This is a genomic window from Aliiroseovarius sp., assembly GCF_030148435.1.
GTDB lineage: Bacteria > Pseudomonadota > Alphaproteobacteria > Rhodobacterales > Rhodobacteraceae > JASBTN01.
The window spans coordinates 1-13,111 of sequence record NZ_JASBTN010000038.1; the positions used below are offsets into that span (position 1 = coordinate 1).

The 13,111-nt window shown below is 64.9% G+C and carries 11 protein-coding genes and 1 pseudogene; 5 read left to right on the forward strand and 7 right to left on the reverse strand.

The features are described from left to right. Positions 1-486: pseudogene (locus Q1V43_RS06360) on the forward strand (penicillin-binding protein 1C); the annotation flags it as partial. A 207-nt stretch (positions 487-693) separates the two neighbouring features. Here the strand turns inward: Q1V43_RS06360 and Q1V43_RS06365 are convergent. Then, positions 694-1,446, reverse strand: a complete 753-nt coding sequence (locus Q1V43_RS06365) for a DUF1013 domain-containing protein (protein ID WP_300515412.1) — start codon at positions 1,444-1,446, stop codon at positions 694-696. A 138-nt stretch (positions 1,447-1,584) separates the two neighbouring features. On the opposite strand from Q1V43_RS06365, the gene Q1V43_RS06370 reads away from it, so the two are divergent. The 4 genes from Q1V43_RS06370 (at position 1,585) to Q1V43_RS06385 (ending at position 6,299) form a co-directional block, all read left to right on the forward strand. Further along, complete coding sequence (locus Q1V43_RS06370) at positions 1,585-2,214, forward strand: ribonuclease T2 (protein ID WP_300515414.1); 630 nt, start codon at positions 1,585-1,587, stop codon at positions 2,212-2,214. A 77-nt stretch (positions 2,215-2,291) separates the two neighbouring features. After that, on the forward strand, positions 2,292-3,812 hold the full coding sequence (gpmI, locus tag Q1V43_RS06375; protein WP_300515416.1) for a 2,3-bisphosphoglycerate-independent phosphoglycerate mutase: 1,521 nt from the start codon (positions 2,292-2,294) through the stop codon (positions 3,810-3,812). Between the two features lie 38 nt (positions 3,813-3,850). Beyond that, positions 3,851-4,957 (forward strand): peptidase M23, encoded by a 1,107-nt coding sequence (locus Q1V43_RS06380; protein WP_300515419.1) that lies wholly within the window; start codon positions 3,851-3,853, stop codon positions 4,955-4,957. Positions 4,958-4,964: 7 nt separating this feature from the next. After that, on the forward strand, positions 4,965-6,299 hold the full coding sequence (locus Q1V43_RS06385; protein WP_300515422.1) for a S41 family peptidase: 1,335 nt from the start codon (positions 4,965-4,967) through the stop codon (positions 6,297-6,299). Positions 6,300-6,409: 110 nt separating this feature from the next. Here Q1V43_RS06385 and gph read toward each other — a convergent pair whose 3' ends face one another. From gph to Q1V43_RS06415, 6 genes are all read right to left on the reverse strand, one after another. Next, entirely contained in the window at positions 6,410-7,048 is a 639-nt protein-coding gene (gph, locus tag Q1V43_RS06390; protein ID WP_300515641.1) for a phosphoglycolate phosphatase, read from the reverse strand. Continuing rightward, positions 7,045-7,599 carry a thioredoxin family protein gene (locus tag Q1V43_RS06395; RefSeq protein WP_300515425.1) on the reverse strand — a complete coding sequence of 185 codons (555 nt, stop codon included), beginning with the start codon at positions 7,597-7,599 and terminating at the stop codon, positions 7,045-7,047. Before Q1V43_RS06395 ends, gph begins: the two co-directional genes overlap by 4 nt. After that, positions 7,599-8,546: an MBL fold metallo-hydrolase gene (locus Q1V43_RS06400; RefSeq protein ID WP_300515428.1), complete on the reverse strand. Its 948-nt coding sequence runs from the start codon at positions 8,544-8,546 to the stop codon at positions 7,599-7,601. Before Q1V43_RS06400 ends, Q1V43_RS06395 begins: the two co-directional genes overlap by 1 nt. 76 nt (positions 8,547-8,622) lie before the next feature. Beyond that, the gene (gene rpe / locus Q1V43_RS06405; RefSeq protein ID WP_300515431.1) at positions 8,623-9,315 is read right to left on the reverse strand and encodes a ribulose-phosphate 3-epimerase; all 693 of its coding nucleotides are present in this window, start codon (positions 9,313-9,315) and stop codon (positions 8,623-8,625) included. A gap of 305 nt (positions 9,316-9,620) precedes the next feature. Then, positions 9,621-12,536: an error-prone DNA polymerase gene (locus tag Q1V43_RS06410; protein WP_300515434.1), complete on the reverse strand. Its 2,916-nt coding sequence runs from the start codon at positions 12,534-12,536 to the stop codon at positions 9,621-9,623. Positions 12,537-12,590: 54 nt separating this feature from the next. Then, the gene (locus tag Q1V43_RS06415; RefSeq protein ID WP_300515437.1) at positions 12,591-13,085 is read right to left on the reverse strand and encodes an RNA pyrophosphohydrolase; all 495 of its coding nucleotides are present in this window, start codon (positions 13,083-13,085) and stop codon (positions 12,591-12,593) included. Positions 13,086-13,111 lie beyond the last annotated feature (26 nt).

Here is a 13,111-nt window from a genome sequence, read left to right on the forward strand (position 1 = left end):
GCGGTGGGCTTTGACGGGCGCCATGTGGTTACGGTCTGGATGGGGCGCCCGGACGGTACACCGGTGCCCGGCGCCTTCGGGGCGGATGTGGCCGCGCCGGTGTTGTTCGAAGTTTTCTCGCGGGTAAAGCCGGAGCTGACACCGCTGCCTGCGCCGCCCGCTGCGGTGTTGCTGTTGTCCAATGCCGCCCTGCCCCTGCCTTTGCGTGAATTCCGCCCGCGTGGCGCGATTTTTGCCACCCCTGACGGCGGACCCGAACTGGTTTTCCCGCCCGACGGCGCGGTGGTGGCGACCGGCGGCGCCCCGCTCGTTGCCCGTGTGGCCGAGGGCGTGCCACCTTTTACCTGGTTGGCCAATGGCGAGCCGGTGCTGGTCAACTCGTCCAGCGGTCAGGCCGAGTTGGAGCTGCCGGGACCGGGATATGTGGAACTGACGGTCATCGACTCCGAAGGGCGCGCGGCGCGGGCGCAGGTGAAGCTGGAGTAGATTGCTTGCGGCTTGTGCCTGCTGCGGACCTGCGCCACGCGGATTTCTGAATCCGGACAATCCCGCCATCTCTTTTAAATTGCTTATATCTTGCTTTTGAAAGAATTAACTCTTTAAGAAAGATGAAAATCTCCGGCACCCCCTGTCAGAAAAAGAAAACCCCGGCACCAGGGCCGGGGTCGTCTTGGGGTCCAGGTGACGCGGAGATCAGTCCTCGTCGTCATCCCCATCGTCCGGCAGGTTGAAAAAGCTGTCGGCGTCGATGATCTCTTCTTTCTTGTCTTCCTCGGGACGCGGATCATCGGACAGGCTGAAGGTTTCCAGCCCTTCGATCGCAGTCGGCATCTTCGGCTCGGCGACCATGCCCAGCGAGGTTTCGGTCGATACGAGCTTGCGGCGCTCGTCATCCGACATGGCGCTGCCCTCGCGCGCGGCTTTCTCGTTCGCCTTCTGCACCGCCAGGTCCAGTTCGGTCTGTTTGCACAGGCCCAGGGCGACCGGGTCGATCGGCTCCATGTTCGAGATGTTCCAGTGGGTGCGCTCACGGATCGACTGGATCGTCGGCTTTGTGGTGCCTACCAGCTTGGCGATCTGAGCGTCCGACAGTTCCGGGTGGAACTTGACCAGCCAGAGAATCGAGTTCGGACGGTCCTGACGCTTGGACAGCGGGGTGTAGCGCGGGCCACGGCGTTTCTCTTCGCCAACGGCGGCCGCGTAGAACTTCAGCTTCAGCTTGTGCAGCGGGTTCGCCTCGGCCTTGTCGATCTCTTCCTGGGTCAGCTGGTTGTTGGCAACCGGGTCGAACCCCTTCACGCCGGCGGCCACGTCGCCATCGGCAATGCCCTGCACTTCCAGCTCGTGCAGCCCGCAGAAATCCGCCACCTGCTTGAAGGTAATGGTCGTATTGTCCACCAGCCAGACGGCGGTGGCTTTTGCCATGATCGGTTTGTTGTCAGCCATGGGCCCAACTCCTTAATGCATACATCTTCCCCACGCCCCGGCTGGGGCGGCCCCGGCCATCTGGCCTGTCGGGCGGGTTTCCGTTGTCGGGGAACTTGAGGTCTATATAGTGCCGGTCGGTAAAAAGGGGAAGAGCAAATGCGTTGGCTGCTTGTTCTGTTGATGAGTGCAACCTTGGCGCGGGCCGAAGGGGACCGCGCGGGGGAGTTCGACTACTACGTGCTCGCGCTCAGTTGGTCGCCCAACTGGTGTGCCATCGAAGGTGACGCGCGGGGGGCGGAGCAATGTGCGGGCGACAGGGACTTCGGCTGGGTGCTGCACGGGCTATGGCCACAGTACGAACGGGGTTGGCCCAGCTATTGCCGCTCCGGGTTCGGGGCCCCGTCACGGGCCCGGAGCGGCGCGATGGCCGACATCATGGGTTCGGGTGGCTCGGCCTGGTATCAGTGGAAGAAACACGGCACCTGTTCGGGCCTGTCGCCCGAGGATTACTATGCGCTCGCCCGGCTGGCTTACGAAGGTGTGACCCGCCCGCCGGTGCTGCGCAAGCTGACGGACCCTGTGCGCCTGCCGGCTTCGGTCATCGAAGAGGCCTTCCTTCAATCCAACCCCGGGCTTGCCCGCGACATGATCACCGTGACCTGCCGTGACGGGCGCATCCAGGAGGCGCGTCTCTGCCTGACACGCGACCTGGAGCCGCGTCGCTGCGGGGCGGATGTGATCCGCGATTGCACCATGGAGCGCGCTTTGCTGGACCCGGTGCGCTAGGCGACATGATGCCACCAAGGTTGCACCCCAGCGCTGCCGCCAATAGATAAAGACCCAAGCATTGCAAGGATCCCCCGATGACCACTCCAAAACCCGTTGTTCTGTGCATTCTCGACGGCTGGGGCCTGCGTGAAGAAACCGCTTTCAACGCTCCCGCACTGGCCGACACGCCGAACTTCGACCGCCTGATGGAAACCTGCCCGAACGCGACCCTGATCACCCATGGGCCTGACGTCGGGCTGCCGTCAGGGCAGATGGGCAACTCCGAGGTCGGGCATACCAATATCGGTGCCGGTCGCGTGGTGGCGATGGACCTGGGGCAGATCGACCTGGCGATCGAGGACGGTTCCTTTGCGGCAAACGAAGCGCTGGGGGAGTTCATCACGAAGATGAAAGCCTCGGGCGGTACGGCGCACCTGGCGGGCTTGACCAGCCCGGGCGGGGTGCACAGCCACCAGAACCACATCGTCGCGGCGGCCAGGGTCATCGCGGGGGCAGGCATCCCGGTCGCCATCCATGCCATCACCGACGGGCGCGATGTGCCGCCGCAATCGGCGCGTGAGCAAGTGGCGGAGTTCACCGGCGCCCTGCCGGAGGGCGCACAGCTCGTCTCAGTCTCGGGTCGCTATTTCGCGATGGACCGCGACAACAGGTGGGAGCGCGTCTCGCTGGCCTATGAGGCCATCGTGCATGGCATTGGCACCGCCTTCACCTCGGCCGACGCGGCCATCTCGGCGGCCTACAACAACGGGACGACGGATGAGTTCCTCCGCCCCGCCACGGTGGGTGATTATGCGGGGATGCAGGATGGCGACGGGCTGTTCTTCATCAACTTCCGAGCCGACCGTGCCCGCGAGATCCTGCGCGCCATCGGCGAACCGGGTTTTGCCGAGTTCGACACCGGCGATCGGCCCAATTTCGCCGCTCTCCTGGGCATGGTCGAGTATTCGGACGCCCACAACGGCTACATGACCACCTGTTTTCCGAAACAGGACATCGTCAACACCCTGGCCGAATGGGTGTCCAAGCAGGGCAGAACCCAGTTCCATACCGCCGAGACCGAGAAATACCCCCATGTCACCTTCTTCCTGAACGGCGGCAAGGAAGACCCGGTGGAGGGCGAGACACGCTATATGGCGGCTTCGCCCAAGGTGGCGACCTATGACCTGCAGCCGGAAATGTCCGCGCCAGACGTGACCGCGCATTTCGTCGGTGCCATCAAGGACGGGTTCGACCTGATCGTTACCAACTATGCCAACCCGGACATGGTCGGCCATACCGGTGATCTGGAGGCTGCCAAGGCCGCTTGCGCCGCCGTGGACGAGGGCCTGGGCAAGGTGCTTGCCGCTTTGGAAGAGGCCGGGGGTGCGATGATCGTCACCGCCGACCACGGCAATTGCGAAACCATGTGGGACGAGACGACCAACGGCCCGCACACGGCCCATACCACCAATCTTGTGCCGGTGATCCTGTATGGCGGGCCGGAGGGGGCAGGCCTTGGCGACGGACGACTGGCCGACCTTGCGCCCACGCTTCTGGAGCTGATGGACCTGCCCAAACCCGCCGAGATGACCGGCGAAAGCCTGATCCGCCGGTGAGGGTTGCGGCGCTCTTTCTGGCCGGGGTTTTCTGGGCTTTGCAAGCTTCCGCCCCGGCGGTGGCGCAAAGCGATCCGGCCCTGAACGCGCGCCTGGCGATGGAGGCGCTGGACGCGGCTGCCATCAAGCTGCGCGAGGCCGAGAGATCCCGGGACCGTGTGGCCGCCCTGACCGAGACCGTGCAGGCCTACGAGGTCGGCCTGGCTGCCATGCGCGAGGGGCTGCGCCGCGCCACCATCCGCGAGGCCAGCATTCGCGGGGTGTTTGAAGCCGAAAGCGATCGGTTGGCGCAACTGTTGGCGGTCCTGCAACGGATCGAGGCCGCCCCGGAGCCGTCCCTGCTTTTGCATCCCGATGGCCCGACCGGCACTGCGCGGTCAGGCATGATACTCTCGGAAGTGGCCCCTGTGCTGCAGAAAGAGGCCCTTGCGCTGAAATCCGCCCTGCAGGAGGTCGCCGTGCTGCGGGCGCTGCAGGAAAGTGCGGTGGACGTGCTGGAGGACGGGCTGAAGGGTGCGCAGGAGGCACGTACCCGGCTGTCCCAGGCAATTTCCGACCGTTCCGACCTGCCGCGCCGCTTTACCGCCAACCCCGAAGCGATGCAGACGCTGATCACGTCGTCCGAGACACTGGAAGCCTTCGCCAGCGGCCTCATGACGGTCGAACTCGACGGGGTGGAGGGGGGTGTCACCGCGCTCGATTTCACCACCGCACGCGGCAGTCTGGAAATGCCGGTTCTGGGCACGGTGCTGCGCCGCTTTGGCCAATCGGATGCAGCAGGCATTCGCCGCCCCGGCTGGGTCATTGCGACCGGTCCCAAGGCGATCGTCACCACGCCGTGGCCCGCCACAATCCGCTACCTCGGTCCGCTCCTGGACTATGGCAATGTCGTGGTGCTGGAACCCGGTGAGGGCTATTTGATGGTTCTGGCCGGGCTGGATCAGCTTTATGGCCGGCTGGGCGAAGTCCTGCCGAAAGGGGCCGCAGTGGGGCTTATGGGCGGTGCTGAACTGGATTCTCAAGCGATTTTGATATCTTCTGCGCAAGCATCTGGCGCAGAACGGTCGGAAACGCTTTATATGGAACTGAGATGGAACTCGGAGGCCGTGGACCCGAAGGGCTGGTTCGCGGCAGGCAAGGAATGAGATCGAGATGAAGAAATTCGTGATGGCCGCCCTGGGCGGCACCCTGGCTGGCGCTGTTCTGACCACGCAGGTGGCCGGGCCGCTGGTGGCACAGAGCGCCGAGCGCAACACCTCGGTCTATGAACAACTGGACCTGTTCGGCGACGTGTTCGAACGTGTCCGTGCGCAATATGTGTCGGAGGTGGACGAAGCCGACCTGATCGAAGCGGCTATCAACGGCATGCTGTCCTCGCTGGATCCGCATTCCAGCTACCTGGCGCCGGACGATGCCGCCGACATGCGCGTACAGACCCGAGGCAGTTTCGGCGGGTTGGGGATCGAGGTCACTCAGGAAGAAGGTTTCGTCAAGGTGGTCTCGCCGATGGATGGCACGCCTGCGGACGAGGCCGGGGTCGAGGCCGGTGACTTCATCACCCATGTGGATGGCGAAAGCCTGCTGGGCATGACCCTGGACCAGGCGGTGGACCTGATGCGCGGTCCGGTCGGGTCGGAAATCATCATCACCGTGGTGCGCGAGGGCGAAGAAGAGCCCTTCGACATCTCGATCATCCGCGACACGATCAAGCTGACGGCCGCCACCGCGCGTGCGGTGGGCAACACCGTGGTGCTGCGCGTGACCACTTTCAACGATCAGACCTACCCGAACATGTCCGAGGGCCTGGCCCGCGTGGTCGAGGAACTGGGCGGCATGGAAAACGTCGAAGGTTTCGTGCTGGACCTGCGCAACAACCCCGGCGGGCTGTTGAACCAGGCCATTTCGGTGTCGGATGCCTTCCTGGAAGAGGGCGAGATCGTTTCGACCCGTGGTCGCAACCCTGCCGAAAGCGACCGGGCCAACGCGCGCCCGGGCGATCTGGCCGAGGGCAAGCCGATGGTGGTGCTGATCAATGGCGGCTCGGCCTCGGCCTCGGAGATCGTCGCCGGTGCCTTGCAGGATCACCGCCGCGCCATCGTCGTGGGCACCAAGAGCTTTGGCAAGGGATCGGTCCAGACCGTGATGCCGCTGCGAGGGGACGGGGCCATGCGCCTGACCACCGCGCGGTACTACACGCCTTCGGGGCGCTCGATCCAGGCCCTGGGTGTCAGCCCGGATATCGTCGTGGAACAACCCCGCCGCGCGCCGGATGCCGAAGACGAGAATGCCGAGGCGCCCCGCCGCCGCACCGAGGCCGATCTGCGCGGCAGCCTGAACAATGACAGCCTGACCGAGGACGAGATCCGTCAGATCGAAGAGGAGCGCGAGGCCGCCGCAGAGGCCGCCCAACTGCGTGAGGACGACTTCCAGCTCTCCTATGCCGTCGATCTGCTGAAGGGCCTGTCCACTATCGCCTCGGCCGAATAGGCTCATCGCCTGCGGGGTGGACCGCCGCCCCGCAGGTTTTCATTTTCAGGGATTGCCCCTGACCGGAACGGCTTCGCCCGGCCAGCGCCGCAAGAGGCAGGCGAACAGCCCTAGCCGATCAAACCACGCAACTCGCGGAAGTGCGAGAAGGTGTGCTTGTGCGGCAGGGCCTCGATCGGGCTCTTGCGGTAGCCTTCGGTAAAGAGCACGAAATCCACCCCCGCGCGCAGGGCGGTTTCCGCGTCCACCTCGCTGTCGCCCACGTACAGTGCAGGACCGTCGCCCAGAGCCACCAGCGTGTGCAGCAGGGGTTCGGGGTCCGGCTTCTTCACCGGTAGGCTGTCGCCGCCGATCACCACATTGAAGTATTGGCCGAGGCCGAAATGGTCCAACACCTCCACCGTCGGATCATAGGGCTTGTTGGTGCAGAGCCCCAGCCGGTGTCCACCGGCCTTGAGCCGCGCCAGTGCCTCCTCGACCCCGGGATAGACCCGTGTGCGGGCGGTGGGTTCGGCCTTGTAGGCGTCCAATGTGACCTGAGTCAGCCGCGCGTGGTCATTCGGGTGGAGCCCCACATGGGCCATGGCCCGCTCCACCAGTTTTGGCAGCCCGTTGCCCACGAATCCGGTCACGGTGGCGGAGTCCAGCGGGCCCAGGCCTTCGCCCGCCAGCATCACGTTCACCGCGGACGACAGATCCGGAACGCTGTCCACCAGCGTGCCATCCAGATCGAAAACGATACGCATCAGGGTTTCCATTTGATCGAGCAGCCGATAGAGGCGACCTGCTCACGCGGGCCCGTGCCGGTCTCGGCCACCTGTTTCATCGCTTCGAACAGGTCGCGGCGCAGGTCCGAAGGGCCGGCGGCATTGCGCGAGGCATCCAGCCGCCCCCGATACTGCAACCCCCCATCGGCGTTGTAGCCGAAGAAATCCGGTGTGCAGACGGCGCCATAGGCCCGCGCCACCTTCTGGCTTTCGTCGTAAAGATAGGGGAACGGGAAGCCGCGCGCCTCGGCCATTTCCGCCATCTTGCCGGGCCCGTCCTGCGGATAGGCCACGGCATCATTCGCGCTGATCGCCACCACGCCGATGCCCAACGCTTGCAGGTCGCGCGCGTCCCGGATGATCCGGTCCAGCACAGCCAGCACGTAGGGGCAGTGGTTGCAGATGAACATGACCAGGGTGCCCCTGTCGCCGCGTACATCCGCCAAAGTATAACGGCGCCCATCCGTGCCCGGCAGATCAAAATCCACTATCGGCGTATCGAAGTCACAGACAGGGGGCACCAGGGCGGGCATTATTCGAACTCCATCTCCGCATAGACCTGGCCCGCGTTCTTTGTGGCCAGTTCGTCAAAGGTATCCAGGTAGCGATAGCGCTCCTGATCGACATAGTAAGCGTCGTCCAGAGTGCCGCCATTGTCCAGATGTTCCCCCACGACGCTGCGCAGATGTTTCAGATACCCGATCGTGTCCTTTTCCACCTGTGCCATGTTGGTCGGGTTGCCATGCCCGGGAATGACATAGGTGGCATTCAGCGGGGCAAAGGCGGTTTCCCAGGTTTCGATCCAGCAGGAGGTGCAGGTCTCGACGAAAATCGGCGTCATGCGGTTGTTGAAGGCGATGTCGCCGGCGATCACCATGCCCAGTTCCGGTAGCCAGACCTGGGTGTCGCCGGGACCGTGGGCGGGACCGGAGTGCAGCACTTCGACATGCATGTCGCCCATTTCGATCACCTCCTTGTCGGTGAAGGTGCGGCTGGGCTGAACCAGGGTGGTGCCTTCCCAGTTCTCCCGGGCGTAGCGTTTCATGCCTTCCAGAATCTGGGGGCCGTATTCCTCGAATTCATGCGCGGCGTCCTCGTGGGCAAGGATTTCGACCCCCTGTTCGGCCCAGTAGGAGTTGCCCAGCATGGCGTGGCCCTGGCCGTTTTCGTTGATCACCAGTTTCACCGGCTGATCGGTGATCGCCCTGATCTCGCCATGCAGGGCTTCGGCCAGCTTGTAGTTGGCACCGCCGTTGATGACGATCACCCCGTCGCCGGTGATCAGGAAGCTGAGGTTGTTATTGTGCCCCGCGTTCTCATATGTCGGCGGCGCGGTGGCGCCGATCGCCGACCAGACATTCGGGATTACTTCGTAGGGTTTCGAATAGAGCACCGACTGAGGGTACATGTCGGCGATTTCTTCGAAGGCCAAAGCCGGGGTGGCCAGCAGGGTTGCAGCCAGCAGGGTGGTGCGGATCATGGGGTCCTCCTCAGGTCATCTGGCAATACATAAACGCATTCGCATATGTATTGCCAGTGAGTCGTGAGGCGGAGGATTACGCCTGTGAGGTGGCGGCTGCGTCGCGCAGGGCGCGGATGTTTTCGCCGTAGACCTCGGGCGTGTCGACCGAGCCGCCCCTGAACACGGCCGAGCCCGCGACGAAACAGTCGGCGCCTGCCGCAACCAGCGGGCCGATGGTGGCCGGGTCCACCCCGCCATCCACCTGGATGTGGATGTCACGATCGCCGATCATCTCGCGCACCTGGCGTACCTTATCGACACTGGAGGGGATGAACTTCTGCCCGCCGAAGCCGGGGTTCACACTCATCACCAGCACCATGTCGCAGAGGTCCAGCAGGTGTTCGATCACGCTGGCAGGCGTGCCGGGGTTCAGGCTGATACCCGCCTTGGCGCCGGTTGCCCTAATCGCCTGCAGCGTGCGGTGCGGGTGCGGGCCGGCTTCGTAATGGGCGACGATCATGTCGGCGCCGGCATCGGCATAGGCCTGGATGTACGGGTCCACCGGCGCGATCATCAGGTGCACGTCCATGAAGGTTTTGACATGCGGGCGGAAGGCTTTCACGGCGGGCGGGCCGAAGGTCAGGTTCGGCACGAAATGGCCGTCCATCACGTCCACGTGGACCCAGTCGGCGCCCTGGTCCTCGATGGCGCGGATTTCCTGGCCGAAGTTGGCGAAGTCGGCGGAAAGGATCGACGGGGCGATCTTGATAGAACGATCGAAGGTCATGTCAGGGCTCCGGGAGTGGCTGTTCGCGCGCCTCTTATCACGGGGCGGCAGGGATGCGAAGGGGCGGGTTCATCCTGCTTTTTGTTTTCGGCTCATTCGCCAGGCGGGTGGGGTTGAGGGGCCAGCCCCTCAAACTCCCCGGGATATTTATGGAAGATGAAAGGGTCAGGGGGTGGCCAGGGTGCCGAGGTTGGCCCAGGTGATGTGGCGGGAGAGGGCTTTCCGGACCAAGATATTGTCGTCATATGCCGGGCGATGGCCGGGTTGTCTTCGGGGGAGGCGGCGCGGATCTTCATGTCCCCGGCCTAGCCTGCCCGTTTGTGCGGGGCAAGCGGGGTGAGCCTGGGACGCAGGAGCGCCATCGGGTGGGCGCGCAGGGAAAGACGCAGGGCGATGTAATCCTCGACCACCTCTTCGCCCAGGCTCATCCCGGGCAGGGTGACGGGGGCTTCGTATATGGCCTCGCCATCCATGTCGCCAGCAAAGAGCGGCAGGGGCTTGTCCGCGGTGATCGCCTTGGCCGCCCAGAGCGCCTGGCGGCGGGGAAGGCCGAGGGCGGCAAAAGCATCCGCCTCGGCCAGTTTCACGATCAGCTTGGGCGGTGTGCCCGCGCGGCGCCAGATGTCCTCGACCGCGCGGTAGCCATTGCCGCGCGCGGCGGTGAGCCAGCCGGCCTCCTCCTCGCCGAAGCCCTTGATCTGGCGAAAACCCAGGCGCAGGGCCAGCCCGCCCTGGCCGTCGGGTTCCATCGTATTGTCCCAGAAGCTCGCGTTCACGCAGACCGGGCGCACCTCGACCCCATGTTCACGCGCATCGCGCACGATCTGGGCGGGGGCGTAGAAGCCCATCGGCTGTGAGTTCAGAAGCGCACAGGCGAAGATGCCCGGGTGGTGGCGTTTCAGCCAGGAGGAGGCATAGACCAGAAGCGCGAAAGACGCCGCGTGGCTTTCGGGAAAGCCGTAGCTGCCGAAGCCTTCGATCTGCGAGAAGCAACGCTCGGCAAAATCGCGGTCGTAGCCATTGTCCAGCATGCCCTTGACAAAACGGCTGTGAAAATCGCTGACGGACCCATGTTTCTTGAAGGTGGCCAGAGAGCGGCGCAGGCGATCCGCCTCGTCGGGCGTAAAGCCCGCGCCGATGATGGCAATCTGCATCGCCTGTTCCTGAAACAGCGGCACGCCCAGGGTCTTGCCCAGCACTTCGCCCAGCGCGTCCGAGGGGAAGGTGACGGCCTCTTCGCCGTTTCGCCGCCGGATGAAGGGATGCACCATGTCGCCCTGGATCGGGCCGGGGCGGATGATCGCAACCTGAATCACCAGGTCATAGAAGCTGCGCGGTTTCATGCGCGGCAGGAAGTTCATCTGCGCGCGGCTTTCGACCTGGAAGACCCCCAGGCTGTCGGCGCGGCAGAGCATGTCATAGACGCGGGGGTCTTCGGCGGGAATGGACGCCAGCGTATGGTCAATCTGCAGGTGTTGGTCCAGAAGCCCCAGCGCCTTGCGGATACAGGTCAGCATGCCCAGGGCCAGCACATCGACCTTGAGGATGCCGAGCGCGTCAATGTCATCCTTGTCCCAGCAGATGACCGTGCGGTCCTCCATCGTGGCGTTCTCGACCGGCACCAGTTCATCGAGCCGCCCCTCGGTCATGATGAAGCCGCCGACATGTTGGGACAGGTGGCGGGGGAAGCCCTGAATCTCGTCGCAGAGTTCCAGCACCTGGGCCAGGCGGCGGTCGCGCGGGTCGAGCCCGATCTCGCGCAGCCGCTCGTCGCGCAACCCGCCACCACCCCAGCCCCAGACCTGGCTGGACATGGCGGATATGGTATCCTCGGACAGACCCATGGCGTGGCCGACCTCGCGGATGGCGCGTTTGCCGCGATAATGGATCACCGTGGCGCAGAGGCCCGCGCGGTGGCGGCCGTAGCGATCATAGATATGCTGGATCACCTCCTCGCGTCGCTCATGTTCGAAATCGACGTCGATGTCGGGCGGTTCATCGCGCGCCTCGGATACGAAACGTTCAAAGACCATCGTGCCGATCTCCGGGCTGACCGAGGTCACGCCAAGCGCGTAGCAGGTCACTGAATTGGCCGCCGAGCCGCGCCCCTGGCAGAGGATGCCCTGGTCCCGCGCGAAGGCGACCACATCGCGCACGGTCAGGAAATAGGGCTCGTATTTCAGCTTGGCGATGAGGGTGAGTTCGTGCGCCATGAGGCGGGAGACGCGGGGCGGGATGCCCTCGGGGTAACGGTCCGCCAGCCCTTCGTGGGCGAGGCGTGACAGCCGGTCGGTGGGGCTTTCGCCCTCGGCGATCTCGGACGGGTATTCATAGCGCAGTTCGTCGAGGGAGAAGGCGCAGCGCGTAGCGATCTCTCCGGTGCGGTCGAGCGCCCCTTCGTGCCCGGTAAAAAGGCGGCGCATCTCGGGTTCCGAGCGCAGGCGCTGTTCGGCATTGGGTTGGGCGCGACGGCCAAGGGCATCGACGCGCACGCCCTCGCGGATGGCGGTCAGCACATCCAGCATACGGCGGCGTCTGGAGTGGTGCATGAGCGGTGCGGCGCTGGCCACGGTAGGGAGGTTCAGGCGACGGGCCAGCGCTGTGAGTGTGTCGAAGCGCGCACCGTCCTGGCCGTCGTAGCGCGGGGCAAGGACAAGGTGGACCTGCGAGGGGAAGCGGCGCGTCAGCCGCCCCGCCTGCGTCACCCACCCCTCCGCGCCGCCATCCGGCCCTGGCGTTCCGGGCGCCGGGTGCAGGAGCAGTTCGCAGCCCGTGCCCCATTCCAGCAGATCTTCCATGCGCAACAGGCAGTCACCCTTGGGCGCGCGCCGCCGCCCCAACGTCAGCAGGCGACAAAGCCGCCCCCAGGCTGCCCGGTCGCGGGGCAGCAGGGTCACGGAAAACCCGTCCGCCAGCACGATGCGCGCACCGGGGACCAGGCGCGGCACGGTAAAGATATCGGCCGAGGGCGGGGGGGGAATATGCGCGGGGCGGGGCGGGCCGATCAGCCCGTGTTCGGCGTCGAACGCCTGCCGCAGCCGCACCTGCCGCGCCACCTCGCGGCATTCCACATGGGCGCGCACGATGCCCGCGACCGAGTTCACATCGGCGATCGCCAGCGCCTGCATGCCCATGGTGGCGGCCCGGCGCACGTAGTCTTCCGGGTGGGAGCCGCCGGTGAGAAAGGTAAAGTTCGATGTGATCGACAGTTCGGCAAACATTCCCCAGTATATTCACGTTTTGTTCTTGTTGTGGAGTCTCGCGAACCGATCCGATCACAGCCGGTCGCGGAAGGCCTCGACCACCTGGGCATAGATCTCGCGTTTGAAGGGCACGATATTGGCGACCAGCCGGTCGGGTTCCAGCCAGCGCCACTCGGAGAATTCCGGGTGGTGGGTGGCGATGTTCACATCCGCATCCGTGCCCTTGAAGCGCAGCAGGAACCAAAGCTGTTTCTGACCGCGAAATCGCCCCTTCCAGATCTTCGGCACGATGTCATGGGGCAGGTCATAGGGCAGCCAGTCCTCGGTCTGTGCCTCGACCTCGACAAGGTCGGCGGGTACGCCGGTTTCTTCCCAGAGCTCGCGCAGGGCCGCCTCGCGCGGGTCTTCACCCTCGTCCACCCCGCCCTGGGGCATCTGCCAGGCCGCCGCCGTGCCCAGTTTCGGCGCGTCGATGCGCTGGCCGACAAAGACCCGCCCGTCCGCATGGGCCAGCATGATGCCCACGCAGGGGCGATAGGGGAGCTTGGCAATCTCGTCAGGTGTCATTTGGGCCTCCGTCATGTCGCCAATTT

Coding starts and splice junctions, on each gene's coding strand:
- Q1V43_RS06365 (WP_300515412.1), bottom strand. CDS start 1,446: ATGGCTGACAACAAACCGATCATGGCAAAAGCCACCGCCGTCTGGCTG.
- Q1V43_RS06370 (WP_300515414.1), top strand. CDS start 1,585: ATGCGTTGGCTGCTTGTTCTGTTGATGAGTGCAACCTTGGCGCGGGCC.
- gpmI (WP_300515416.1), top strand. CDS start 2,292: ATGACCACTCCAAAACCCGTTGTTCTGTGCATTCTCGACGGCTGGGGC.
- Q1V43_RS06385 (WP_300515422.1), top strand. CDS start 4,965: ATGAAGAAATTCGTGATGGCCGCCCTGGGCGGCACCCTGGCTGGCGCT.
- Q1V43_RS06395 (WP_300515425.1), bottom strand. CDS start 7,599: ATGCCCGCCCTGGTGCCCCCTGTCTGTGACTTCGATACGCCGATAGTG.
- Q1V43_RS06400 (WP_300515428.1), bottom strand. CDS start 8,546: ATGATCCGCACCACCCTGCTGGCTGCAACCCTGCTGGCCACCCCGGCT.
- rpe (WP_300515431.1), bottom strand. CDS start 9,315: ATGACCTTCGATCGTTCTATCAAGATCGCCCCGTCGATCCTTTCCGCC.
- Q1V43_RS06410 (WP_300515434.1), bottom strand. CDS start 12,536: ATGTTTGCCGAACTGTCGATCACATCGAACTTTACCTTTCTCACCGGC.
- Q1V43_RS06415 (WP_300515437.1), bottom strand. CDS start 13,085: ATGACACCTGACGAGATTGCCAAGCTCCCCTATCGCCCCTGCGTGGGC.